The organism is Microbacterium luticocti DSM 19459 (assembly GCF_000422405.1).
Lineage (GTDB): Bacteria > Actinomycetota > Actinomycetes > Actinomycetales > Microbacteriaceae > Microbacterium > Microbacterium luticocti.
Genome location: NZ_AULS01000002.1, coordinates 85,854 through 109,140, shown reverse-complemented (window position 1 = coordinate 109,140; position 23,287 = coordinate 85,854). Strand labels below are relative to the sequence as shown.

At 71.3% G+C, this 23,287-nt stretch carries 23 protein-coding genes; 15 read left to right on the top strand and 8 right to left on the bottom strand.

From position 1 onward, the window contains the following. Positions 1 to 234: 234 nt before the first annotated feature. A complete protein-coding gene (locus H577_RS0103415; RefSeq protein ID WP_029144768.1) occupies positions 235 to 1,596 on the bottom strand; it encodes a D-alanyl-D-alanine carboxypeptidase family protein in 1,362 nt (453 codons plus the stop codon). A 161-nt stretch (positions 1,597 to 1,757) separates the two neighbouring features. Further along, positions 1,758 to 1,958: a hypothetical protein gene (locus tag H577_RS0103410; protein ID WP_029144767.1), complete on the bottom strand. Its 201-nt coding sequence runs from the start codon at positions 1,956 to 1,958 to the stop codon at positions 1,758 to 1,760. A gap of 365 nt (positions 1,959 to 2,323) precedes the next feature. Between H577_RS0103410 and H577_RS0103405 the strand changes: the two genes are divergently transcribed. The 8 genes from H577_RS0103405 (at position 2,324) to H577_RS0103370 (ending at position 8,406) form a co-directional block, all read left to right on the top strand. After that, positions 2,324 to 3,565: an extracellular solute-binding protein gene (locus H577_RS0103405; protein WP_029144766.1), complete on the top strand. Its 1,242-nt coding sequence runs from the start codon at positions 2,324 to 2,326 to the stop codon at positions 3,563 to 3,565. Between the two features lie 10 nt (positions 3,566 to 3,575). Beyond that, the gene (locus H577_RS0103400; protein ID WP_029144765.1) at positions 3,576 to 4,541 is read left to right on the top strand and encodes a carbohydrate ABC transporter permease; all 966 of its coding nucleotides are present in this window, start codon (positions 3,576 to 3,578) and stop codon (positions 4,539 to 4,541) included. Beyond that, positions 4,538 to 5,434: a carbohydrate ABC transporter permease gene (locus tag H577_RS0103395; RefSeq protein WP_029144764.1), complete on the top strand. Its 897-nt coding sequence runs from the start codon at positions 4,538 to 4,540 to the stop codon at positions 5,432 to 5,434. The genes H577_RS0103400 and H577_RS0103395 overlap by 4 nt, the downstream gene beginning before the upstream one ends. 41 nt (positions 5,435 to 5,475) lie before the next feature. After that, on the top strand, positions 5,476 to 5,793 hold the full coding sequence (locus H577_RS0103390; RefSeq protein WP_029144763.1) for a cupin domain-containing protein: 318 nt from the start codon (positions 5,476 to 5,478) through the stop codon (positions 5,791 to 5,793). A 52-nt stretch (positions 5,794 to 5,845) separates the two neighbouring features. Further along, positions 5,846 to 6,877 (top strand): Dyp-type peroxidase, encoded by a 1,032-nt coding sequence (locus H577_RS0103385; RefSeq protein ID WP_029144762.1) that lies wholly within the window; start codon positions 5,846 to 5,848, stop codon positions 6,875 to 6,877. A 1-nt stretch (position 6,878) separates the two neighbouring features. Further along, on the top strand, positions 6,879 to 7,670 hold the full coding sequence (locus H577_RS0103380) for a family 1 encapsulin nanocompartment shell protein (protein WP_029144761.1): 792 nt from the start codon (positions 6,879 to 6,881) through the stop codon (positions 7,668 to 7,670). A gap of 101 nt (positions 7,671 to 7,771) precedes the next feature. Beyond that, a complete protein-coding gene (locus H577_RS0103375) occupies positions 7,772 to 8,017 on the top strand; it encodes a type II toxin-antitoxin system Phd/YefM family antitoxin (protein WP_029144760.1) in 246 nt (81 codons plus the stop codon). Further along, positions 8,014 to 8,406: a type II toxin-antitoxin system VapC family toxin gene (locus H577_RS0103370; RefSeq protein ID WP_029144759.1), complete on the top strand. Its 393-nt coding sequence runs from the start codon at positions 8,014 to 8,016 to the stop codon at positions 8,404 to 8,406. The genes H577_RS0103375 and H577_RS0103370 overlap by 4 nt, the downstream gene beginning before the upstream one ends. 11 nt (positions 8,407 to 8,417) lie before the next feature. On the opposite strand, the gene pgi is transcribed toward H577_RS0103370, so the two are convergent. Beyond that, entirely contained in the window at positions 8,418 to 10,097 is a 1,680-nt protein-coding gene (gene pgi / locus H577_RS0103365) for a glucose-6-phosphate isomerase (RefSeq protein WP_029144758.1), read from the bottom strand. 31 nt (positions 10,098 to 10,128) lie between these two features. Continuing rightward, on the bottom strand, positions 10,129 to 10,806 hold the full coding sequence (locus H577_RS0103360) for an NADPH-dependent F420 reductase (RefSeq protein ID WP_281166846.1): 678 nt from the start codon (positions 10,804 to 10,806) through the stop codon (positions 10,129 to 10,131). 64 nt (positions 10,807 to 10,870) lie between these two features. Here H577_RS0103360 and H577_RS0103355 point away from each other — a divergent pair, with 64 nt between their 5' ends. Genes H577_RS0103355 through H577_RS0103345 form a run of 3 tightly spaced genes read left to right on the top strand, consistent with a single transcriptional unit; the run spans position 10,871 to position 14,205 of the window. After that, positions 10,871 to 11,704, top strand: coding sequence for an aldo/keto reductase (locus H577_RS0103355; protein ID WP_029144756.1), 834 nt, complete (start codon positions 10,871 to 10,873; stop codon positions 11,702 to 11,704). 24 nt (positions 11,705 to 11,728) lie between these two features. Further along, complete coding sequence (locus H577_RS0103350; RefSeq protein WP_029144755.1) at positions 11,729 to 12,091, top strand: hypothetical protein; 363 nt, start codon at positions 11,729 to 11,731, stop codon at positions 12,089 to 12,091. 23 nt (positions 12,092 to 12,114) lie between these two features. Further along, complete coding sequence (locus H577_RS0103345) at positions 12,115 to 14,205, top strand: S9 family peptidase (protein WP_029144754.1); 2,091 nt, start codon at positions 12,115 to 12,117, stop codon at positions 14,203 to 14,205. Positions 14,206 to 14,280: 75 nt separating this feature from the next. On the opposite strand, the gene H577_RS0103340 is transcribed toward H577_RS0103345, so the two are convergent. After that, entirely contained in the window at positions 14,281 to 14,505 is a 225-nt protein-coding gene (locus tag H577_RS0103340) for a hypothetical protein (protein ID WP_029144753.1), read from the bottom strand. A gap of 92 nt (positions 14,506 to 14,597) precedes the next feature. On the opposite strand from H577_RS0103340, the gene H577_RS0103335 reads away from it, so the two are divergent. Next, positions 14,598 to 15,422 carry a siderophore-interacting protein gene (locus H577_RS0103335; RefSeq protein ID WP_029144752.1) on the top strand — a complete coding sequence of 275 codons (825 nt, stop codon included), beginning with the start codon at positions 14,598 to 14,600 and terminating at the stop codon, positions 15,420 to 15,422. Positions 15,423 to 15,491: 69 nt separating this feature from the next. Here H577_RS0103335 and H577_RS0103330 read toward each other — a convergent pair whose 3' ends face one another. Further along, positions 15,492 to 16,505: a DNA-3-methyladenine glycosylase family protein gene (locus H577_RS0103330; RefSeq protein WP_084515767.1), complete on the bottom strand. Its 1,014-nt coding sequence runs from the start codon at positions 16,503 to 16,505 to the stop codon at positions 15,492 to 15,494. A 70-nt stretch (positions 16,506 to 16,575) separates the two neighbouring features. Further along, a complete protein-coding gene (locus H577_RS0103325; protein ID WP_029144750.1) occupies positions 16,576 to 17,310 on the bottom strand; it encodes a winged helix-turn-helix domain-containing protein in 735 nt (244 codons plus the stop codon). A 500-nt stretch (positions 17,311 to 17,810) separates the two neighbouring features. Here H577_RS0103325 and H577_RS0103320 point away from each other — a divergent pair, with 500 nt between their 5' ends. Then, the gene (locus H577_RS0103320) at positions 17,811 to 18,122 is read left to right on the top strand and encodes a GNAT family N-acetyltransferase (protein ID WP_029144749.1); all 312 of its coding nucleotides are present in this window, start codon (positions 17,811 to 17,813) and stop codon (positions 18,120 to 18,122) included. On the opposite strand, the gene H577_RS0103315 is transcribed toward H577_RS0103320, so the two are convergent. After that, complete coding sequence (locus H577_RS0103315; protein WP_051191685.1) at positions 18,117 to 18,872, bottom strand: alpha/beta fold hydrolase; 756 nt, start codon at positions 18,870 to 18,872, stop codon at positions 18,117 to 18,119. The genes H577_RS0103320 and H577_RS0103315 overlap by 6 nt on opposite strands. Positions 18,873 to 18,935: 63 nt before the next feature. Between H577_RS0103315 and H577_RS0103310 the strand changes: the two genes are divergently transcribed. After that, on the top strand, positions 18,936 to 20,087 hold the full coding sequence (locus tag H577_RS0103310; RefSeq protein WP_029144747.1) for an exonuclease SbcCD subunit D: 1,152 nt from the start codon (positions 18,936 to 18,938) through the stop codon (positions 20,085 to 20,087). Then, a complete protein-coding gene (locus H577_RS0103305) occupies positions 20,084 to 23,287 on the top strand; it encodes an AAA family ATPase (RefSeq protein ID WP_029144746.1) in 3,204 nt (1,067 codons plus the stop codon). Before H577_RS0103310 ends, H577_RS0103305 begins: the two co-directional genes overlap by 4 nt.

Below are 23,287 nucleotides of genomic sequence, written 5' to 3'. Positions count from 1 at the left end.
CCGGCCACGCCACGGGCCACGCCCGGCGCGGCCGGCCACGGCCGCGGGCAAGAGTAAGGCCCGGTCAGAGAGGCTTACTGACCGGGCCCTTTCCCTTGCACCAAGAGTGTCCTGCAATCACATGCCGGCAGCTGCCACAGCAAAACAACCACCGTGCGTCGAGTATATAACGACGAGGTAACGACCGCCACCGTTCGGCGTTATCTTTCTGTGATTCTCACCGGATCCATCGCCTCAGGCGAAAGGCGCGAGTTCGAACGGATGCGTCAGGCGCCACCAGGCGGTCGGCTGCGCGATCGTCCCGGCGATCCGGATCGGGGCCGTGGCGGTCTGCGGACCGGCGGTCACGGTCAGCGTGCCGATCACCTCACCGTCGGCATACCGGGCCGGCGTCGTCGTCGTCGTCATCGACACGCTCACCGGCGTGTCCGACCAGGTCAGCACCGAGGCATCCTCGCCCACCACCGCCTGCGCACTGCCACCCCACGGCGTCGTGAACGTGCCCAGCACGTCGCCGGCGTGGGCCGCGTCGACCGTGTGGAACCCGGCCTGGATGCCCTCCAGCGTCTCGAGCGTGTCGGAGTCGACTTCGCCGCGGGAGTCACCGCCGAGGATCACCCCGGTCACGGCCACCGGTTCGTCCACGCCGACCTCGAGCGACGCCGTGTACAGCAGCGCATAGGTGCCCCCGCCGAGGTTGCCGGTCTTCAACCCGGTGACCCCGTCGCGACCGAGCAGTCCGTTCGTGTTGTACACCGCCCCGGCTCCCGGCAGCGTGGCGGCGGGTGTGGCGGCGATGGCGGCGATCGCCGGATTCGCCGCCGCGACCCCGCCGAGCGTGAGCAGGTCGTGCGGCGTGCTCGTGTTGCGGTGGCTGACGCCGGTCGGTTCGACGATCGTCGTGTCGGTCATCCCGTGTGCCGACAGCCAGCGCCGTGCAGCGACCAGGAACGCGCCCTGCGACCCGTATGCCCACCGTGCCATCGCCTCGGCGTAGTTGCACGCCGACGGGATCAGCATCGCCGACAGTGCGTCGCGCTCAGACATCGACACCCCCGTGGGCATCGGTGCGATGGTGGCATTCATCACGTAGTACTTGTCGTACAGGTCGTGGTCGGCCTTGCTGAACGTGATCCGTGGGCCGGCGTCATCCGGCCCCTTCAGCGGCCGGGCCTCGAGCACCACGAGCGCGGTGATCAGCTTGGTGATGCTGCCGATCACGCGTGCCCCGCCCGACCCGCGCGTTGTGGCCAGCGGGGTGGATGCCGCGGCGAAATACCCATCGGCACCCGTGAGACCGATCGCGGCCGTGCCCGACGTGGCCAGCGGCACCTCGGCGACCGGTGAGACCGGTGCCGCGGGGGTGCGCAGCGCCGCCGACGGGGCGGCCACCGAGGCGGTCAACGCCCAGGCGGTGTAGCCGCCGCCCGCGGCCAGCAGCACCGCGACCACGACCAGCGCGACGATCCGACGCCGCCGCCGCGCCCGTCGCGTGCGCGGATCGTCCCCGGCACCGCCGTCCGGCTCGCCGCGGCCGGCGCGCAACAGTTCGGCGAAGTCGGCGAACTCGTCGTCGTCGGCGCGGTCGGTCACCATGTCGTCCGTCGACGGTCTGCCGTCACCGGCGAGTGCAGGCGCATCGTTCCCCTTCGAAAAGCCCCTGACAGATGTATATCAGGCATCGCCGACACGCACCCGTCGCACGGCAGAGGGGCCGGGTCGCGGCATCCCGCAGACCCGGCCCCTCGACCGCGGCGTCACTCGTCGTCGCGCAGCTTCTCTTTCATGTCGTTCTTCGCGTGCACGGCGTCGCGCTCGGCCTCGGCCCGCTTCACGTCGGCGTCGGCCTTGACCTCGTCGACCTTGTCGCCGACCCGGTCCTTCGCGTCTTCCCACGCGCCCTTCGCCTTGCGGCCGAGCGTTTCGGCCGCGTCCTTCGCGTCGTCTGCGATACCCATGGGCATCTCCCTTCGTCGGCCGCACACGTTACGGCAGCCCGGCGCGGGTGTCCCGGGGGTTGCCACCGCCGCCCCGATCCGCTAGCGGCGCATCCCGGATCGGGTGTGGGGTTGCGGATCCGCCCGCGGTCCCCTAGTTTGTGAGGCGTCCTTCCAAAACACGGAGCACGAACCGCGGCATCCGTCGATCACCGCTCGGTAACGATCGGATGTCGCGGGCTTGACGGGGAGGGGGACTCCCGGTCATGATTCATCTGATGACTTTTGACGATCTTTACGTCCCTGTTTAGATCAGGATTAGTCATCCAGGACAGAGCCGTCCCGACACGCGGAGGCGGCGGAACCCTTCGGAAATGAGGATCTCGATGAAGAAGTCTCTGCGGTGGGTCGCCGTTGCCGCGACGGCAGCGGCCGCGACCGCCACGCTCGCCGGCTGCGGTTTCGGCGGCAACAAGACCGATGCCGGTGGCGACAGCCAGACGCTCGAGCTCATGGTCGCCAGCTACTCCGACAACACCAAGGCGGAGTGGCAGCAGATCATCAAGGACTTCGAGGCCCAGAACAAGGGCATCACGGTCAACCTCGATGTCGAGAGCTGGAACGACATCAACAACGTCATCAAGACGCGCATCCAGGCCGGCAAGCAGCCCGACATCCTGAACATCGATGCGTTCGCCGGGTTCGCCTCGGACGACCTGCTCTACCCGGCCAAGGACGTCGTCTCGGCCAAGACGCTCGACGACTTCCAGCCGTCGTTCGTGCAGAACGCGTCGATCGACGGCACCCAGTGGGGTCTGCCGTTCATCGCCTCGGCCCGCGCGCTGTTCTACAACAAGGACCTGTTCGAGAAGGCCGGCGTCACCGAGCCGCCCAAGACCTGGGCCGACATGGAGGCCGCCGCCGCCAAGCTGAAGGCGGCCGGGGTCACCCCGTACGGCATGCCGCTGGGCGCCGAAGAGGCGCAGGCCGAGACCGCCATCTGGTTCTACGGCGGGGGCGGCGGCTACGGCGACGCGCAGAAGCTGACGATCGACAGCCCTGAGAACGTCGCGGCCGCCACCGAGATGCAGAAGTTCATCAAGGAAGGCTGGACCGAGGCCAACCCCGGTTCGACCGACCGCACGCCGCTGCTGAACGTGTTCATCCAGGGCAAGATCGGCATGCAGGTGGGCCTGCCGCCGATCGTCGGCCAGATCAAGGACAAGAACCCCGACCTGAACTACGCGATCGCGCCGATCGCCACCAAGGACGGGTCGCCGTTCACGCTCGGTGTCGCCGACCACCTGATGGCGTTCAAGAACAAGGTCGACAAGAAGGAGTCCATCAAGAAGTTCCTGGACTACTTCTACTCGCCCGAGGTCTACACGAAGTGGGTCGGTGCCGAGGGCTTCTTGCCCACCACCAAGTCGGGCGCCGAGGCGATGGCATCGGACGAGACCATCAAGCCGTTCCTCGACCTGCTGCCCAGCGCCAAGTTCTACCCGTCGACGAACCCGAACTGGTCGGCCGCACAGGGTGCCATCCAGGCGCAGATCGGTCAGCTCGGCCAGGGTGCGAACCCCGCCGATCTGCTGAAGTCGATCCAGGCCAAGGCCGAGGGTCAGTGATCCGACCCCGATGAGTCAGCTCACCACCACCGCCACGGCGGGTCCGGCCACCGGCCGGGCCCGCCGTGGCGGCACCCCTGGTCCCCGCACCGCATCCGGCGGTGCCGCCGACCTGTGGCACGCGGTGCCGTGGACGGCGCCGGCGCTGATCCTGATCTTCGGGATCGTGCTGTTCCCCGCCGGATACATGGTCTACAACTCGACGCGCAAGATCTCGGTCGCCGGCGTCGACCACGGATCGGTCGGGTTCGCCAACTACCTCGCGGTGCTGGCGCGGCCCGAACTGCCCGGCATCCTGCTGAACTCGCTGGTATGGGTCGCCGCGGTGGTGGTGCTGACCGTGGTGATCTCGCTGGCGCTGGCCCAGTTCCTGAACAAGAACTTCCCGGGCCGGCGCTGGGTGCGCATGGCCATCATCATCCCGTGGGCCTCCAGCGTGGTGATGACGACCACGGTGTTCGTGTACGGGCTCGATCCGTACTACGGCATCATCAACCGCTTCCTCGTCGACGTGCACATCCTCGCCCAGCCGTTCGGCTTCACCAAGGAGCCGCTGCCGGCGTTCATCTCGTCCATCGCGATCGCGGTGTTCGTGTCGCTGCCGTTCACCACCTACACCCTGCTGGCCGGCCACGCCGGCATCCCCGGCGACATGCTCGAGGCCGCCAAGATGGACGGCGCGGGCGCTGCCCGCACCTATTTCGGCGTCATCCTGCCGAACCTGCGCAACGCGATCGCGCTGGCGAGCCTGATCAACATCATCAACGTGTTCAACTCGCTGCCGATCCTGAAGCTGATGACCGGCTCGATCCCCGGCTACAAAGCCGACACCACCACGACCTACATGTTCAAGCTGCTGCAGAACGAACAGCGCATCGACCTGTCCAGCGCGTTGGGTGTGATCAACTTCCTGATCGTGCTGATCGTGGTCGCCCTGTACCTGTGGATCGTCAAGCCGATGAAGGACGTGTCATGACCGATTCGGCCACCGCAGCCCTCATCACCACGCCGCGCACCCGCCGCCGCGCGCGGGGCGTGGATGCCTCACCCGCCCGCCTCGCCGGACGCACGATCGCCGGCGTGGTGATCGCGGTCGTCTTCCTGATCCCGTACCTGATCATGCTCATCGGCTCGTTCAAGAGCCGCAACAACATCCTCGCCGTCCCGCCGACGTACCTGCCGACCTCGTGGCATCCCGAGAACTACATCACCATGTGGTCGACGCCCGAGACGCCGCTGCCCGAGAACATGATCTCGACGATCGTGATCTCGGTGTTCGCCACGGTGCTCGTGCTGCTGGTGTGCGTGCCCGCCGCGTACTACACCGCACGGTTCCGGTTCCCCGGGCGCGGGGTGTTCCTGTTCCTGGTGATCGTCACGCAGATGCTGCAGCCGACGGTGCTGGCCACCGGTCTGTTCAAAGAGATGGTGGCCCTGGGCATCAACGACACCTGGACCGCGATGATCCTGGTCAACGCCGCCTTCAACCTGGCGTTCGCGATCTGGATCATGCACAACTTCTTCGCGAGCGTGCCCAAAGAGGTCGACGAGGCCGCCCAGCTGGACGGTGCCGGCAAATGGACGGTGCTGTTCCGGGTGCAGTTGCCGCTGGTCTGGCCGGGCATCGTCACCGCGATCGTCTACACGTTCGTCGCATCGTGGAACGAGTTCGCGGCATCCCTGGTCATCCTCTCCACCGACGCGAACCAGCCGCTGTCGGTGGCGTTGACCAAGTTCGTGGGCCAGTACGACGCCGCCTGGCAGTACGTGTTCGGCGTGTCGATCGTGGCCATCGTGCCCGTGGTCATCCTGTTCATGGTCATCGAGAAGCGTCTGGTCGGGGGTCTGACCGCCGGTTCGGTCAAGTGACCGGCGGCCCCGACCGGGCGTCGGCGGGCCAGGATGGTCGTATGGGAATGACGACGATCGACAACGTGGACGCCCTGGTCGCGGTCGAGCCGGGCCGGCGCACCTCACAGGTGGCGCTGTCGGGTGAGGGGGCTCGGGTGGTGGTGTTCGCGTTCGACGCGGGCGCCGAGCTGACCGAGCACACCGCGCCCGGTCCGATCGTGGTGCAGGCGCTGAGCGGATGCCTCGCCTTCAGCGCCGAGGGACGCACGCACGAACTGCGACCGGGGTCGCTGCTGCACCTGGACGCACGGATCCCGCACTCGGTGCGCGCACTGGAGCCGTCGAAGATGCTGCTGACCCTGATCCGCACCCAGTGACCGGCCGGCGACGGGATTGCCCGATGTCGGCTCGGCGTGATGGGATCAAGACATGGTGACGCAACAGGTGGTGGCGCCTCCGGCGCGGGCCGCCGTGTTCCTCGTGCTCACCGTCGCCCCCGGCGGTGAAGGCACGGTGCGCGATGCGCTCACCGAGGTGTCGGGCCTGGTGCGCGCGGTGTCGTTCCGTCGCCCCGAAGACGAGCTCAACTGCGTCATCGGCATCGGGGCGGATGCCTGGGACCGGCTGTTCCAGCTGCCGAAACCCGCCGGCCTGCACCCGTTCGTGCCGCTGCAGGGTGCCCGCCATGCGGCGCCTGCCACGCCGGGCGACCTGCTCGTGCACCTGCGCGCCCGCGCGCTCGATCTGTGCTTCGAGTTCGCGCGGCTGCTGACGGACCGGCTCGGCGACGCGGTGCGGGTGGTCGACGAGGTGCACGGCTTCCGCTATTTCGACGAGCGCGACCTGCTCGGGTTCGTGGACGGCACCGAGAACCCCGAGGGGGCGGATGCCACCGCCGCCGTGCTGATCGGCGACGAGGACCCCGCCTATGCCGGCGGCAGCTACGTCATCGTGCAGAAGTACCTGCACGACCTCGACACCTGGAACGCGCTGCCGGTCGAAGAGCAGGAGCGCGTCATCGGGCGCCACAAGCTCGACGACGTCGAGCTGCCCGACGCGGTCAAGCCGGCGAACTCGCACGTCGCGCTGAACACCATCGAAGACCCCGACGGCACCGAGCGCGACATCCTGCGCGACAACATGGCGTTCGGCAGCATCGCCGCAGGGGAGTTCGGCACCTACTTCATCGGCTACGCCGGCGACGTCGGGGTGACCGAGCAGATGCTGCGCAACATGTTCCTCGGCACGGCCGAGGCATCCCACGACCGCATCCTGGACTTCTCGACCGCGGTCACCGGCGGACTGTTCTTCGTGCCGACCGTGGCGTTCCTCGACGACCCGCCGGTCGCCGACCCCGCGAGCGTGAGCGCACCGGCGACGGCCGCACCCGCCGCATCCGCCCCCGCCGATGGCAGTCTGGGTATCGGCGGACTGAAGACCCGGCTCACGGAAGGGGCCTGACATGGACAATCTGCATCGCGAACTCGCACCGATCTCGGCTGCGGCCTGGGACCAGATCGCCGAAGAGGCCGGCCGCACGTTCCGCGTGCGCATCGCGGGGCGACGCGTGGTCGACGTGCCGGATGCCGCCGGCACGGGGCTGTCGGCGGTCGGCACCGGTCACGTGGTGGCCGTGGATTCGCCGGCATCGGGGGTGAACGCCAGACGCCGCCAGGTGCAGCCGCTGGTGGAGCTGCGGGCGCCGTTCACCGTCACCCGGGCCGCGATCGACGACGTGGAGCGCGGCGCCGAGGACTCGGACTGGCAGCCGGTGAAGGACGCCGCCGAACAGCTGGCCACCGCCGAGGATCGCATCGTGTTCGCCGGCGCCGCGGGCATGACCGGTATCGCTCCGGCCAGCTCCAACCCCGCGGTGCCGCTGCCCGACGATGTGCGCGAGCTGCCGACATCCGTCGCCCGCGCGCTGACGGCGCTGCGCATGGCCGGAGTGGAAGGCCCGTACGCGCTGCTGCTGTCGAGCGAGCTGTACACGGCCGCGGCCGAATCGGTCGACCAGGGCTATCCGGTGATCAGCCACATCGAGCGGATCATGGGCGACGGGCAGATCGTGTTCGCCCCGGCGCTGGACGGCGCACTGCTGGTCACGCTGCGGGGCGGCGACTACACCCTGCAGTTGGGCCAGGACGTGTCGATCGGCTACCTCTCGCACGACGCCGACACCGTCACGCTGTACCTGCAGGAATCGCTGGCGTTCCTGGTCAACACCTCCGAGGCGAGCGTCGTCATCCGCTGAGGCGCGGCGGTGGGATACCACCGTCGCAGGCCATGCCCGTCGCCGGCTGATCTTTTCGGCTGGGCCGCCGGTCTGTGCTACAGGCGTGCTACGGTGTTCGCATGCGAACGATCAGCCAACGTGAACTGCGCAACAACTCGGGTGAGATCATGCGTCAGGTGCGCGGGGGTGTCTCGTTCCGCGTCACCAGCAACGGCGAAGAGATCGCGGTGCTCTCGCCGGCCGAGCGCAGTGTGCTCGACGAGATGACGATTCGGCGGGGGACCCAGAACATGGAGTTCCCGGCCGGCATCACCGTATCGGAGTCGACAGAGGATGTCTTGCGAGAGTTGCGGGGTGACCGGTGATCGTCGTCGACACGTCCGCGCTCGCGAAACTGCTTGTCGCTGAGGAGTACTCGTCTGACCTGCGCGTGGCGTTGTCGTCGGCGTCTTCGGCGGGTCAGGAGTGCGTGGTGTCGACGATTGCGACCGTTGAGCTGCGGCGGGTTGCGATCCGTCTTGAGGCAGATCCGCGGCGCGCCGAGCCGATTCTCAGCGCGTTCCGTACCGTTCGCCTGACCGAGGCGGTGCTGCAGCTCGCCGGTCGCTTCCCGTACCGGCACCTCGCAACGCTCGATGCCCTGCACCTGGCGACCGCCCTTGTGGTCGAGGCGCAGACCATCATGACCTACGATGACCGGCTCGCCGATGCGGCTCGCAGCGAAGGTTTCGAGGTGCTCAGCCCGGGTCGCTGAGAGGGATGCCGCTACCGCCGGTGCGCCCGGTAGTACTCCAGCAGGCCCCGGGTCGACGCGTCCTGCGCGGCGACGGCATCCGCATCGCCCTCGATGGCCGGCGCGATCTGCAGGGCGAGCTGCTTGCCCAACTCGACGCCCCACTGGTCGAACGAGTTGATGCCCCACACCGTGCCCTCCGTGAACGTGATGTGCTCGTACAGGGCGATGAGCTGGCCGAGCACGGCCGGTGTGAGCGCCGGGGCGAAGATCGACGTCGTGGGCCGGTTGCCGGTGAACGTGCGTGCCGCCACGAGCCGGCCGGTGGTGCCCTCGGCCTCGACCTCGGCGGCGGTCTTGCCGAACGCGAGCGCCTTGGTCTGGGCGAGGAAGTTCGCCAGGAACAGCCCGTGCACGTCGCGGTCGCCGTCGGCCAGCGGATAGGCGGGGTTCGCGAACGCGATGAAATCGGCGGGGATCAGCCGGGTGCCCTGGTGGATCAGCTGGTAGAACGCGTGCTGCCCGTTCGTGCCCGGCTCGCCCCAGAACACCTCGCCGGTGTCGGTCGTCACCGGGCTACCGTCCCACCGCACGCCCTTGCCGTTGGACTCCATCGTCAGCTGCTGCAGGTACGCGGGAAACCGGTGCAGCAGCTGCGCGTACGGCAGCACCGCATGGGTCTGGGCGTCGAGGAAGTTCGTGTACCAGACGTTCAGCAGCCCCATCAGCACCGGCACATTGCGATGCAGCGGGGTGGATGCCGCGTGCACGTCGCTCGCGTGGAACCCGGCCAGCAGCTCCTCGAACACGTCGGGCCCGAGCGCCAGCTCGAGCGACAGGCCGATGGCAGAGTCGACGGAGTAGCGGCCGCCGACCCAGTCCCAGAACCCGAACGCGTTGTCGGGATCGATGCCGAACTCGGCGACCTTGTCGAGGGCGGTCGACACCGCCACGAAGTGGTGGGCGACGGCATCCTTTCGCGCCTGGCCGCTGTCGTCGATGGCGCCGGCGTCCTGCAGCCGGCGCCACAGCCAGTCGCGGGCGAGACGGGCGTTGGTGAGCGTCTCGAGGGTGGTGAAGGTCTTGGATGCCACGATGAACAGCGTCGTGGCCGGGTCGAGGTCGGCGGTGCTCTGGGCCAGGTCGGTCGGGTCGATGTTCGAGATGAATCGGGCCTCGATGCCGGCGTCCGCATAGGGCCGCAGTGCCTCGTAGACCATGACCGGGCCGAGGTCGGAGCCGCCGATGCCGATGTTGACGACGTGCGTGACCTTCTTGCCGGTGACGCCGCGCCAGTCGCCCGAACGCACCCGGCGCGCGAACGCGGCCATGCGGTCGAGCACGTGCTGCACGTCGCGGTCGACCTGCTGCCCGTCGACCACGAGCGGCGGCTGCGCACCGGCGGGGCGGCGCAGCGCGGTGTGGAGGACCGCGCGATCCTCGGTGGTGTTGATGTGCACACCCGCGAGCATGTCGGCGAACCGCTCTGCGACGTGCGTCTGTTCGGCCAGGCGCACCAGCGAGGCGAGGATCTCGTCGGTGACGAGGTTCTTCGACAGGTCGACGTGCAGGTCGGCGGCGTCGAGGGTCATGCGCTCGGCACGGTCGGGGTCGGCGGCGAACCAGCCGCGCAGGTCGGGATCGAACCCGGCCTTGTGCTGGAGCAGCTCGGCCCAGGCGGAGGTGGTCGTGGGATCGATGGGAGCACTCACGGTGCCACCGTAGCGCGTCGCAGCGCGCGCGTCAGCGGGTGGCGCGGGCGAGGTTGGCGCGCAGCTCGTCGGCGTTCTGGCGGACCACGTACGCGGGCTGGTCGCGCTCGACGCGCCAGCTCTCGCCGAGCGGTCCGACATCGACGGTGTCGTAGCCGAAGTCGTCGTACAGCGCGGTGACGAACGCGGTCGCCTCGGGGTGGTCGCTCGCGGTGGCCAGCGCCCGGCGGTCCGGCGTGCCGGCAGGGGAGCCGTCGGTGACGATCTGCTCGGCCACGATGTGGTTGAACGCCTTGGCGACCTTCGAGTCGGGCAGGTGCTCCTGCATCAGTTGCGAGGTGGTGGCACGCTTCTCGTCGAGGGCCGCGATGCGACCGTCGCGCTGCGGATAGTAGTTGCAGGTGTCGAGCACGATCTTTCCGGCCAGCGGGGCGGCGGGGATGTCGGGCAGCGCCTTCAGCGGAACGGTGACGATCGCCCAGTCCGCGGCATCCGCCGCCTCTGACGCCGTCGCGGCGCGCGCCTTGCCGTCCAGCGACGCGATCAGATCGGTCAGCGTCTCGGGCCCGCGCGAGTTGGCGATCACGACGTCGTACCCGCGGGCGACGAGCCCGTGTGCGAGGGCCGTGCCGATGTGCCCGGCTCCGATGATTCCGACAGTGCTCATACGAGGGTCAACGCCGGATGCGGCGGGGCATTCCCGCGACACGCTCCCATGGCGCGATCGGGCCGGCGCGCCTCAGACGCAGACCATATCGGTGCAGGATGGAGACATGACATCGATTCCGACAGTCACCCTGAACGACGGCACCTCTTTTCCGCAACTGGGGCTGGGCACCTACGAACTGCGCGGCGCAGCGGGGGTGGACGCCGTCGTCGGCGCGATCGCGTTGGGGTATCGCCTGATCGACACGGCGGTCAACTACGAGAACGAGACCGAGATCGGTGAGGCGGTGCGCCGCAGCGGCGTCGACCGCGACGAGCTGACCATCGCGACCAAGCTCCCCGGCCGCGACCACGGCTTCGACGAGACGCTGGCGAGCGCCCGCGGATCGCTCGACCGGCTCGGGCTCGACCGCATCGACCTGTACCTGATCCACTGGCCCAACCCGAGCGTCGACAAGTCCCTGGACAGCTGGCGTGCGATGATCCGGCTGCGCGAGGAGGGACTGGTCCGCTCGATCGGCGTCTCGAACTTCACCGAGCAGATGCTCTCCCGGCTGATCGACGAGACCGGTGTGACACCGGCGGTCAACCAGGTCGAGTTGCACCCCTACTTCCCGCAGTCCGCGCTGCGCGCGTTCCACACCGCACACGGCATCCGCACCGAGAGCTGGAGCCCGCTGGCCAAGCGCAGCGAGCTGCTCGCCGAGCAGACGGTGACCGATGTCGCCGCCGCGCACGGCGTCACCGAATCGCAGGCGGTGCTGCGCTGGCACGTGCAGCTGGGCTCGACGCCGATCCCGAAGTCGGCCCACACCGGTCGGCAGCGCGAGAACGCCGACGTGTTCGGGTTCGCGCTGACCGACGACGAGGTCGCCGCGATCTCGGCCCTCGAGCGCGGCCGGCTGTGGGACGGCGACCCGAACACCCACGAGGAGATGTAGACCGGCGGCCGGTAGGGTCACAGGATGGCTGCACCCACGGAGTGGATCGAGCATCGTCGGCACGACGGCGAGCGGGTGGGATGGATCCGGCCGGCGGATGACGGCTTCGTCGTGATCGACCTGCCCGGGCGCGAGCGCACCGGGCCGGTCGACTGGCTGCACGCCGAGGAGGTGCTCGACGAGCTCGGCATCGGATACCTGGCCGATCCATACGAGCTGCTGCTCGACGACGGCCGCTGGCTGCGTGTGCGCATCACCGAGGCATCCCCCGAGCGGATTCGCGTCAAGCGCGACGATTGGGGTGCGATCGACGTGCCGTTGATCGAGTACGTGCTGCCGTTCCCGATGCCCTCCCGGCTGCGCCGCATCGGGTCCACCACCGGGTGACCCGCCCGGCGTAGCGTGGAGCAATGCGCACAACGCCGTTCCATTCCCTCGACGACTACGTCGCCCTGCCCCGCACCGAATCCCTCGCCCTCTCGCCCGACGGTCGCCGCGCCGTGGTGGTCGTCGCGACGCTGAACCAGGACGGCACCGGCCACGACCGGGCCCTGTGGGAAGTGCCCGCCGACGGCGGCGAAGGGCGCGTGCGGCGGCTGACCCGCTCCGCCAAGGGAGAGTCGGCGCCGGTGTACACGAAGGACGGCGACCTGCTGTTCCTGTCGGCGCGGCCCGACGGCACGGCAGCCGACGACGACCCGGCCCAGCTCTGGCTGCTGCCGGCCGGCGGCGGAGACGCCCGCCCGGTCACTCGGCTGGCGGGCGGTGTCTCGTCGATCGAGGCGGTGGCCGAGGCATCCGACGTCGTCATCATCTCGGCGCCGCTGCTGCCGTCCGCCGACACGATCGACGACGACGCGCGCCTGCGCGCCGACCGCAAAGAGCACAGGGTCGCCGCGATCCTGCACGAGCGCTACCCGGTGCGGTACTGGGACCACGATCTCGGCCCGGACGAGCCGCACCTGTTCGCGCTGCGCCTCGGCGAGCTGACCGAGCCTGTCGGCGCGCCTCGCGACGACCAGACGGACGCGGACGCGAAGGATGCCGCGCCCGCCCCGTACCCGGCATTCCTGCCGCGCCCCGTCGACCTCACGCCCCACCCTGGTACCTCGGCCGCCACGGTCGGCGTCGCGATCACCCCCGACGGGTCCACCGTCGTCGCAGCGATGCAGGAGCGCGAGGGCCGCGACGAGCGGGCCCGGCTGGTCGCGATCGACGTCGCCACCGGCGCGCACACGGTGCTGCGCGACGAACCCGGCGTCGACAACGAGTTCCCCGTGATCGGGCACGACGGCGTCTGGATGGCATGGCTGCGGGCGGTCAAGAGCACCGCCGCGGCCCCGACCGATCAGGAGCTGTGGCTCGGCCGCCTCGACGGCGCTGCGATCACCGAGGAGCGGCGCCTCGCGAGCGACTGGGACCGCTGGCCGACCGGCATCGCCTTCACCCCCGGCGACGACGCCCTCATCGTCACCGCCGACCAGGACGGGCGCGGTCCGGTGTTCCGGATCGGGCGCGATGACACCGTGAGCCAGCTGACCGGCGACGACTTCACCTATTCGGGCATCGCGGTCGACCGCACCACCGGCGACGTCGTCGCCCTGCGCGCGAACTGGATGACCCCGCCGCACCCGGTGCGGATCGCCGGCGACGAGGTCGCCGTGCTGCCGGCCCCGGCTCCGCTGCCCGACGTGCCGGCGACGATGACCGAGGTGGATGCCGTGGCTGAGGACGGCGCGCGGGTGCGGGGCTGGCTGCTGCTACCCGAGGACGCCTCGGCGCAGAACCCGGCGCCGCTGCTGCTGTGGATCCATGGTGGGCCGCTGAACAGCTGGAACGCCTGGAGTTGGCGGTGGAACCCGCAGTTGGCCGTCGCCCGCGGCTACGCCGTGCTGCTGCCCGACCCGGCGCTGTCGACCGGATACGGCCTCGAGTTCATCGCCCGCGGCTGGAACAGCTGGGGCGGCAAGCCGTACACCGACCTGATGGCGATCACCGACGCCGTCGTGGCGCGCGACGACATCGACCAGACCCGCACCGCCGCGATGGGCGGATCGTTCGGCGGGTACATGGCGAACTGGGTCGCCGGGCACACCGACCGGTTCCGCGCCATCGTCACGCACGCGAGCCTCTGGGCGCTCGACCAGTTCGCCGGCACCACCGACCACTCCGGGTACTGGCAGCGCATCTTCACGCCCGAGGCGATGGTGGGCAACTCGCCGCATCGGTTCGTGCGCGACATCCGCACGCCGATGCTCGTGGTGCACGGCGACCGCGACTACCGGGTGCCCATCGGCGAAGGCCTGCGGCTGTGGTCGGATCTCAACGAGCATTTCGCCGCGGAAGACGGCACGTCACCGCACAAGTTCCTGTACTTCCCCGACGAGAACCACTGGGTGCTGAAGCCCCAGCACGCCGTCGTCTGGTATCAGACCGTGTTCGCGTTCCTCGACCAGCACGTTCGGGGCGGGGAGTGGGTCCGGCCCGACCGAGTGGGGTGAGGTCACACCGCACGGGTAAGGGCGGTTCGGCCGTCTGAGGCGGGTCGCACCGCGCGTACGAAACCGGACGTCGCGCTACAGCCGGGCGCCGTCGTCGTCCTCGTCGTGCAGGTGCGGGGTCTTGCCGCGCCAGGACTCGTACGCCATGATCCACCCGATCGACACGAGCGCCGCCAGCAGCAGGCCGAGCCAGACGCTGCCGAGCACCATGCCGACCAGCGCGCCCAGGATCAGCAGCACGACCGTGCCGACCATCCAGCCCACGCGGCCGCGCGGCCACCCCGAACCCGTCGATGTCATGGCTCCAGGGTAGCGCCGGGTCTCCCTGGACCGAGGGTACTCGTGTCGGTTAGGCTAACCTAAGTCATCCACCCGGCCGGAAGGGAGCGCCGATGGTGCGCACGAACATGACCGCCACGCGCGTGAAGCCCACGACGCCGCATCTGCTCACTCTGCACGTGCTGGGCAGCGAGCAGCTCTCGCCCGGTTTCATGCGGGTGAGAGTCGGGTCCGGTGACATCGCCGACTTCGTGCCGATGGGGTACGACCAGTGGTTCCGCATGTTCCTGCCCACCGGTGGCGACGGGTCGCTGGCGAAGCTGCCGAACAAGCTCGACACCGTCGCCTACCTGCGCTACCTGACGATCGCCAAGACCGAGCGGCCGGTGATGCGCAACTACACCGTCGCCGGCTACCGTGACGACGGCGCCGACGGGCCCGAACTCGACATCGACTTCGTGCTGCACGGCGACGCCGGCCACGCCGGACCCGCCGCTGACTGGGCCCGCACCTGCCGCGCGGGCGACGCGGTCGCCCTGATCGACGAAGGCATCTCGTACCACCCGCCCGCCGACTGCGGGCAGCGCACGGTGGTCGTCGCCGACGAGAGCGGGCTGCCCGCGGCCGCATCGGTGCTCGCTTCGCTGCCGCGCACGGCCACCGGGTACGCCGTGCTCGAGGTGCCGGATGCCGCCGACCGTCGCCCGATCGACGCCCCCGACGACGTCCAGGTGTGCTGGGTCACCCGCACCGACCCGCAGGCGGTACCGGGTGCCGCCGCGCTGGCCGCGGCATCCGACCTCGCGCATCCCGACGCGCCGTTCTACGCCTGGGTCGTCGGCGAGCAGGCGCTGGCCACCGGGCTGCGCCGGCACTGGGTGCAGTCGGGTGTGCCGAAGGGCCACATCACGTTCTGCGGGTACTGGCGCCACCGCTGACACGGCGTCGCCCCGGCACCGCTGACACGGGCACCGCCCCGGTTCGTCCCGGTGTCGCGCGGTCCGGCCTCAGCGGTCGCGGTGGTCTTCGGGATGCAGCCGCGGCCCGCGCCGCGGCTCGTGCACGCCGCTCGCGCGGATCAGCCGGATCACCCGCTGCCGGTGCCCCGGCCACGCCGACAGCAGCCGCAGCATCCCCGCATCGTCGGTGCGACGCCCGGTGAGCGCGTACCCGACCTCGTGCGCCAGATGGTAGTCACCGACGCTCACCGCGTCGGCGTCGCCGAACGCGCGGATGCGCACCTCGGCGGCGGTCCAGGCGCCGATGCCGCGGATCGCGGTCAGCGGCGTGTCGCGGGCGTCGCCGGATGCCGCCTCCGTCGCCCGTTCCAGCGACCCGGCCCGGCGCGCCGCCTCGACGATGGTGCGGGACTGCGGTGGCTCGACGCCGGCACGATGCCACGCCCACGACGGGATCGCCCGCCAGCCCTCGGCCGTCGGCGGGGCGAACAGCGGTACCGGGGCAGGTCCCGGGGCGCGCTCGCCGAACCAGGTGACCAGTCGTCGCCACGCACCGAACGCCTGCAGCCCGGTGACCTTCTGCTCGAGCACACAGATCGCGATCGCGTCGAACAACAGATCGGTGCGGCCCAGGCGCAGCCCCGGATTGCGACGATGCGCGTCGGCGACCAGCGGGTGCCGCGCCGGGTCGAACCCGTCGAGCGCATCGTGTGCGCCGCACAGCGCGGGCAGCTGCTCGAGAGCCCAGCCGGCGCCCGGCCCCCAGGCGGCGGCGCGCACCAGCCCCGGTGAGGTCTCGCGCAGCGCCAACGTGGCGACGCCCTGCGGCGTGCGTGCGGCGCGCCAGAGCACCCCGCCGGTCACTGTCATCGTGGGATCGCGCGGGCCCCGGCGGTGGAACCCCACCGTGGCGAGCAGGTCGAGCGGCTGCCGCGGCCGGTACTCGGTCTGAAGCGGCCGGCCGGCATCCGGCATCGGGCTGCGCACATCGGCGCTCGGGCGCCCCACCCGCGTGCTCGGGTCGCGCGCAGGCGCGGGTGCGGCGTCGACCCCGGGGAGCATGGCACCCACCCTACGCGTCGGCCGCGACATCCTGCGTGACGACCGTACGGCCACGCCGGGGCGAGGCGCGTCAGAAGCGGTCGGGCGACGGGGTGCCGTGGCCGTAGCGGATCGCGACGTCCGCGTGCCGGTCGAAGCGGTAGCCGACACCGCGCACCGTGCGCACGACATCCTCGTACCGGCCGAGCTTGGCGCGCAGCCGCCGCACGTGCACGTCGATGGTGCGCTCGCCGGGGGCGTCCTTGTCGGTGGCCTGCCACAGTGACGAGACCAGCTCGGCGCGCTCGATGGTGCGGCCCTCGCGCAGCACCAGGTACTGCAGCAGCTCGAACTCCTTGAAGGTGAGGGCGGCCGAATCGCCGTCGATCACGACGCGCTTGCGCGAGATGTCGACCACGACGCCGCCGGTCGACGGCTCGTCGTCGATCTCGGGCTCGGGCTTGGTGCGCGCCACGGCGCTCGGCTCGTGCAGCGCCAGCCGCACCACGTCGACGTCGCGCCCGCCCGCGCCCACCGGGGCGAGGGCGACGGTCGCATAGGTCTCGGCCTCGGGTGCCACCTCGGCGAGGGTGCGGCGCAGCGCGTCGACGATCGTGCCGAGCGAGACACCGGATGCCGCGGCCTTCGCCTCGTCGAAGCCGACGTACAGGGCGAAGCCGCGGGGCGTGGTACCGGCGGGCAGGTGGCGCTGCGGCGCAGCGGCGGCGGGGGTGCGGGTCGGGCGGTCCGACACCAGGCGCAGGGCGGGGCGGGAGGCGGTGGTCGAGGTGGTGGTGGGGCGCTCGAGGAGGGCGGTGTTCGACATGGGTTGACGTCCTTGGAAAGGACCCGGACCGTTAGGGGTTTCCGGGTACGACTGTGCAGCGGTACGACCCGAGGACGGGCCGGGAGCGAGGCATCCTTGCGCAGAGTGCGCCGAGGTGCTCGGGGGCGCCGGTGACGCAGCCTTCGAGGTGTGAAGGGGGCGCAACGCGGGCCCGGCGGGGGTTACCGGTTCAGCGGCACATTCGACAACACATGACAACGCGGCCCGGCATCATGATGCCGGCAGTTCCGTTCGCCTCCCGGGCGGACAGAGAATGCGCGTTGTGAGTCATGTGGCCGATTATGACCGAATGCGTCCCCATGAGTCAAATCGCACGGATGCCACGGCCGTTGTGCGTCGGAATGTGACAGATTGCTCAACCAGGCCGCGTGACACGCGGTTTCCGCACAGTTGAGACGCCGTCTCGGCTCTGGGTCTCGGCTCTGGGGGTGTGGGCGCGGGACGGCGCCGCCGTGCCGGGGCGGGGTTACCCTGACCTCGTGAGTGAGCTACGATTCGCGCACGATGCCGAGCAGTCCCGGTACACCCTGCATCGCGGCGACGACCTGGTCAGCGTGCTGGACTACCGCGACGACGGGTGCACCGTCGCCCTGACCCGGGCCTATACGGTGCCGCCGTTCCGCGGACACGGCTATGCCGGTGAGCTGGTCGACCGGGCCGTCGCCGACCTCGAAGCGCATGGCGACCGCGACGTGCTGCCGGTGTGCTGGTACGTCGCCGAGTGGTTCGACGCGCATCCCGACCGCCGCGGCATCCTGCACCGGCGCCGGCAGGAGCGCCCGGCCTCATAGCGCGAACGACAGGATGAGCTCGGCCGCAGGCCGCGGGTCGCGGATCATCGTCTCGTGCCCGTGCGCCGGCACCTGGTCGAGGCGGGCGTTCGGGATGCTGCGGGCCACGCGCGAGCACCAGTCGGCCGGGCACACCCTGTCGTTCGCGCCGCGCAGCACCAGGGTCGGCACCCGCACCCGCGGGTAGGCGTCTTCGGGGCGGTGCACGAGCATCGCATGCATCTTGCGGCGCAGGTGCGGGCCGGCCCGCAGGTACTCGCGTGCGCCGCGCAGCAGCACCAGCGGGCTCTCGACGGCCAGGTCGGCCGCCATACGCAGCAGCTGTCGGATCGCGCTGCGGGCAGTGGCATCCACCGTCGGCGCCGCCAGCACCAGGCGTTCCACCAGGGCCGGATGCCGCACGGCGGTCTCGAGCACGACCTGGCTGCCCATCGAGTGACCGATCAGCACCACCGGTCGCCGCACCCGTTCGCGCAGGAACGCGGCGAGCAGGTCGGCGGTGCGCTCCATGGTCAGGGTGCGCGCCGGCTCGGGCGCCTCGCCGTAGCCGGGCTGGTCGATCGCGATCACCCGGCCGTGGGCGGCCAGCAGCGGGACGAGATCGCCGAACACACTGCGTCCCATGCCGATGCCGTGCACGAGCACGAACACCCGGTCGCCGGCGCCCTGCTCTTCGACGACGATCGACGCGCCGGCATGCGCGAACCGGTACGGGCGAGCGCCGCCGCCACCGCCCAGTTCGTCCGCCATGGCAACGAGACTAACCCGGCCCGTCGCCCCGGCGATGTCGGAGGGCGCGCCTACCGTGGAACCATGCGGATCCTGCACACCTCGGACTGGCACATCGGGCGCACCTTCCACGGCACGCCGACGCTGTCGGCGCTGCGCGGCGTACTCGACGCGCTCGTCGCCGAGGTCCGTGCGCGCGACGTCGACGTGGTGATCGTCGCCGGTGACGTGTTCGACTCGGCGACGCCGGCCGCCGACTGCTACACCCTGCTCAGCGACACCCTCGCCGCGCTGCGCGAGGCCGGGGCGAGCGTCGTGGTCACCAGCGGCAACCACGACTCGGCGGCGCGCCTGGGCTTTCAGGCGAGACTGCTGCGCGAGGGCATCCATGTGCTCACCGACCCCGCCCAGATCGCCACCCCGGTGACCGTCGCCGACGCCGACGGCCCGGTGCACGTCTACGGCATCCCGTACCTCGAGCCCGCCCTGGTGCGCCGGCTGTGGCCCGGCGTACGCACGCAGGCGCAGGCGCTCGCGCATGCCATGGACCTGGTGCGGACCGATGCCGCCGTCCGCGGCGGGCGGTACGTGGTGGCCGCGCACTGCTTCGCCGCCGGGGTCGAGCCGACGCCACACCTGGAGCGCGACATCCAGCAAGGCGGGCTCGACGTCGTGCCGCTGGCGGTGTTCGACGGGCCCGACTACGCGGCGCTCGGGCACATCCACGGGCGTCAGGTGCTCTCGGAGCGCGTCCGCTATGCGGGGGCGCCGCTGCACTACAGCTTCGGTGAGCGCGACAAGCCGCGCGGGGCGTGGCTGGTGCAGCTGGATGCCGCGGGCCAGGTCGCCACCGAATGGGTGGGTCTGCCGGTGCCGCGGCCGCTGACCGTGCTCACCGGCACCCTCGACGAGCTGCTCGGCGACGAGCGGTTCGCGTTCGCCGAAGACCACTGGGTGAGCGCGCGCTACACCGACACCGCGGCGCAGGTCGACCCGATGCGGCGGCTGCAGGCCCGGTTCGCGCACTGCGCCGAGGTGCGGTACACGCCCGCGCAGGTCGCCACAGCCGACGAGCGCACGTTCGCGGCCCGGGTCGAGGCGGCGCGCGGCAGCGACGTCGAGCTGGTCGACGCGTTCCTCGCCCACGTGCGCGGCGGCCAGTCCGCCGACGACGACGAGGCCGAGCTCATCCGCGAGGTGCTGGGCGAACGGGTCGCCGCAGAGGCGAGCGCATGAAGCTGCATCGCCTTGAGCTCGAGGGCTTCGGCCCGTTCCTGACCCGTCAGATCGTCGACTTCGACGCGTTCGACGCCGACGGCATCTTCCTGATCGGCGGACGCACCGGGGCGGGCAAGTCGAGCATCCTCGACGGCGTGGGTTTCGCGCTCTACGGGGCGGTGCCGCGGTATGACGGCGCGACCACGGTCGGTGGGCTGCGGCTGCGCAGCGACCACTGCCGCAGCCAGGACCGCACCGAAGTGCGACTGGAGTTCACGGTGGGCGACCGGCGCTGGCGGGTCACCCGCTCGCCCGAGTACGTGCGGCCGAAGGCGCGCGGCACCGGCACGACCAAAGAGGCGCACCGGGCCCTGGTCGAAGAGCTGGTCGACGGCGTGTGGGTCGGCCGGGCCGCGAAGCCGCGTGAGGCCGGTGAACTGCTCGGCGAGATCCTCGGGCTGAACCGTGAGCAGTTCCAGCAGGTGATCCTGCTCGCCCAGAACAGGTTCGCGCAGTTTCTGCTCGCCCCGGGCGGCGAGCGGCAGGCACTGCTGCGCACCCTGTTCGGCACGCGCCGCTACCAGGATTACGAGGCCGCGCTCGAGCAGCGCCGCAAAGACGCCGAGTCGGCCGTGGCCGACCGGCTGCGCCGGGTCGAGGCGACGCTCGACGAGGGCGAGCGGATGGTCGCCGAGCACGGGTTCGGTGCCGGTGCCGCGACGTCCGGCACCGGTGCAGCGACGTCCGGTGCCGGTGTAGGCCGCGGGGATGCCGACCCTGCGGGCGCCGCAGGTGCCGGTCGTGATGCCGCAGGTGCCGGGACGGACGACAGGACCGGTGCGGACGGCGGTGCTGGGGCGGACGGCGGTACCGAGGCGGGCGACAGAACCGGGGCGGACGGCGGAACCGGGGCCGACGGCGGTGGCCCCCGATCGGTGCCGGAGCGCATCGACGCGCTGGAGCGTGCTCTCGAGCGGGGCCGGTACCGGCTCGAGGTGCTCGAGACGGCGGCGGATGCGGCCGCGGCCGACCGTGACGCGGCGCACACCGCCCACGAGCGCCTGAGCCGCCTGCACGAGCGGGCGGCCGCGCGCGACGCATCCCGCGCGGCGCTGGCCGTGCTGCAGCAGCGCGCCGACGAGGTCGCCGCGCTGCGGCGCAGCCGCGACGACGCCCGCGCGGCCGAGGCGCTGCGTGCACCGCTCGAGACGGCGGCCGCGGCCGAGGCCGAGGCCGCCCGTCACGAACACCGGGTGGCCGACGCACGCGCGGCGTGGACCGCGCTCGGCGGCGACGGCACCGACCCCGCCGACACCCTGACCGCGGTGGTCGACGAACTCACCGGCGCACTCGCGGTGTGGCGCACCGCACTCGAGCACGAACGCACACTCTCCGACCTGCGCGCCGCACTCCACACGCGCGGCACCGAGGCCGACGCCGCCCGCGCCCGCATCGCCGAGCTGGAACAGGCCCGCGCCGCCCTGCCCGACCGTCGCACCGCGCTCGACGAGGCGCTGCGCGATGCGGCCGCTCTCGCCGCCACAGGTGACGACGCCCGCCAGGCCGCCGTCGACGCTGCCGCCCGGCGCGACGCCGCCGTGGCCGAGCACGACCTGCGCGAGAGCGTGCACCAGGCCGAGCGGGCACAGGTCGAGGCCGAACAGGCCGCCAACGACGCCGCGGCCGCGCACACCGCGCTGCTGCGGCGCCGGGTCGACGAGCGTGCCGGAGACCTGGCCGCCACCCTGGTCGACGGCGAGCCCTGCCCGGTCTGCGGCGCCGCCGAGCACCCGCATCCCGCCCCGCGCGGTGACGCACCGGTCACCGACGACGAGCTGTCCGCGGCCGAACAGGCACGGGATGCCGCGCTGCAGCGCGCCCGTGCCGCCGCCGAGCACACCTCCGCCGCCCGTGCCGCCTGTGCCGACGCCGCCGCCCGCGCGGGCGGGCTCGACGTCGCCGCCGCCGAGGCCGCCCACGCCGACGCGGCACGCCGGCTGGCCGCCGCCGAGCAGGCCGCGCAGGATCGCGCGCGCCTTCACGACGAACGCGACGCCCTCGACGCCGAAGACACCCGCACCGCCGACGAACTGGCCGAGACGCACACCGTGCTGTCGGCGCTCGAGCACGAGCTCGCCGCCCTCACCGAACGTGCCCAGGCCGCCACGGCCGCCGTCGACGCCGCGCGTGGCGGGTTCGCCGGCGTCGCAGAGCGCATCGCCGACGCCGAGGCGCGACGGTCGGCCGCGGTCACGCTGCGTGACGCGCTCGCCGCCCATGCCACCGCCGTGGCCGCCGCCGCCGTGGCGGTGGCCGACCGCGACCGCCGGGTCGAGGCATCCGATTTCGTCGACGTCGACGCGGTCGCCGCGGCCCTGCGCGATGCGGCCGAGCGTACCCGGCTCGACGACGAGATCGACGAGTACGAGACCGCGCTGCACACCGAGCGCGGACGATTGATGCAGCTCGAGATGGAACTGGCCGGCACCGACGACCCGCTGCCCGACCTGCAGACCTCGGCGACCGCCTACGCCGATGCGCGCGAGAAGGCCGAGGCCGCCGCCGGCGCCAAGACCGCCGCCGACCAGGCGGTGCGCGCCATCGGCAAGACCGTCGCCCGCGCCCGCACCGCACATGCCGAGATCGCCGAGCTCGAGGCCCGGCACCGGGTCGTGGCCGGCGTCGCGCACGCCGTGGCCGGGCGCAACGACCGCAAGATGGACCTCGAGACGTTCGTGCTCGCCGCCGAACTCGAGCAGATCGTCGCCGCCGCCAACCTGCGCCTCGACGAGATGTCGTCGGGCCGCTACCGGCTGCGCCACACCGACGCGCTGGCCGCGCGCAACGCCGCCAGCGGCCTGGGGCTCGAGATCGTCGACGCCTACACCGGGCAGGCGCGCCCGGCGCAGTCGCTGTCGGGCGGCGAGACGTTCCTCGCCTCACTCGCCCTCGCACTCGGGCTCGCCCAGGTGGTCACCGACCGGGCCGGTGGCATCCGCCTCGACACCCTGTTCATCGACGAGGGCTTCGGCTCATTGGACCCCGAGACGCTCGAGTTGGCCATGCGCACCCTCGACGGGCTGCGCCAGGGCGGTCGCACCGTCGGCGTGATCAGCCACGTCGAGGCGATGAAAGAACAGATCCCCGCGCAGCTGGTGGTCGTCGCGTCCGGGCACGGGCCGAGCACCGTGCATCAGCAGGTGCTCGACCCGGCCTGA

Coding starts and splice junctions, on each gene's coding strand:
- H577_RS0103345 (WP_029144754.1), top strand. CDS start 12,115: ATGCGCACAACGCCGTTCCATTCCCTCGACGACTACGTCGCCCTGCCC.
- H577_RS0103375 (WP_029144760.1), top strand. CDS start 7,772: ATGCGAACGATCAGCCAACGTGAACTGCGCAACAACTCGGGTGAGATC.
- H577_RS0103410 (WP_029144767.1), bottom strand. CDS start 1,958: ATGGGTATCGCAGACGACGCGAAGGACGCGGCCGAAACGCTCGGCCGC.
- H577_RS0103355 (WP_029144756.1), top strand. CDS start 10,871: ATGACATCGATTCCGACAGTCACCCTGAACGACGGCACCTCTTTTCCG.
- H577_RS0103415 (WP_029144768.1), bottom strand. CDS start 1,596: ATGGTGACCGACCGCGCCGACGACGACGAGTTCGCCGACTTCGCCGAA.
- H577_RS0103395 (WP_029144764.1), top strand. CDS start 4,538: ATGACCGATTCGGCCACCGCAGCCCTCATCACCACGCCGCGCACCCGC.
- H577_RS0103385 (WP_029144762.1), top strand. CDS start 5,846: ATGGTGACGCAACAGGTGGTGGCGCCTCCGGCGCGGGCCGCCGTGTTC.
- H577_RS0103390 (WP_029144763.1), top strand. CDS start 5,476: ATGGGAATGACGACGATCGACAACGTGGACGCCCTGGTCGCGGTCGAG.
- H577_RS0103305 (WP_029144746.1), top strand. CDS start 20,084: ATGAAGCTGCATCGCCTTGAGCTCGAGGGCTTCGGCCCGTTCCTGACC.
- H577_RS0103405 (WP_029144766.1), top strand. CDS start 2,324: ATGAAGAAGTCTCTGCGGTGGGTCGCCGTTGCCGCGACGGCAGCGGCC.
- H577_RS0103310 (WP_029144747.1), top strand. CDS start 18,936: ATGCGGATCCTGCACACCTCGGACTGGCACATCGGGCGCACCTTCCAC.
- H577_RS0103325 (WP_029144750.1), bottom strand. CDS start 17,310: ATGTCGAACACCGCCCTCCTCGAGCGCCCCACCACCACCTCGACCACC.
- H577_RS0103330 (WP_084515767.1), bottom strand. CDS start 16,505: ATGCTCCCCGGGGTCGACGCCGCACCCGCGCCTGCGCGCGACCCGAGC.
- H577_RS0103380 (WP_029144761.1), top strand. CDS start 6,879: ATGGACAATCTGCATCGCGAACTCGCACCGATCTCGGCTGCGGCCTGG.
- H577_RS0103400 (WP_029144765.1), top strand. CDS start 3,576: ATGAGTCAGCTCACCACCACCGCCACGGCGGGTCCGGCCACCGGCCGG.
- H577_RS0103315 (WP_051191685.1), bottom strand. CDS start 18,872: ATGGCGGACGAACTGGGCGGTGGCGGCGGCGCTCGCCCGTACCGGTTC.
- H577_RS0103350 (WP_029144755.1), top strand. CDS start 11,729: ATGGCTGCACCCACGGAGTGGATCGAGCATCGTCGGCACGACGGCGAG.
- H577_RS0103340 (WP_029144753.1), bottom strand. CDS start 14,505: ATGACATCGACGGGTTCGGGGTGGCCGCGCGGCCGCGTGGGCTGGATG.
- H577_RS0103335 (WP_029144752.1), top strand. CDS start 14,598: ATGGTGCGCACGAACATGACCGCCACGCGCGTGAAGCCCACGACGCCG.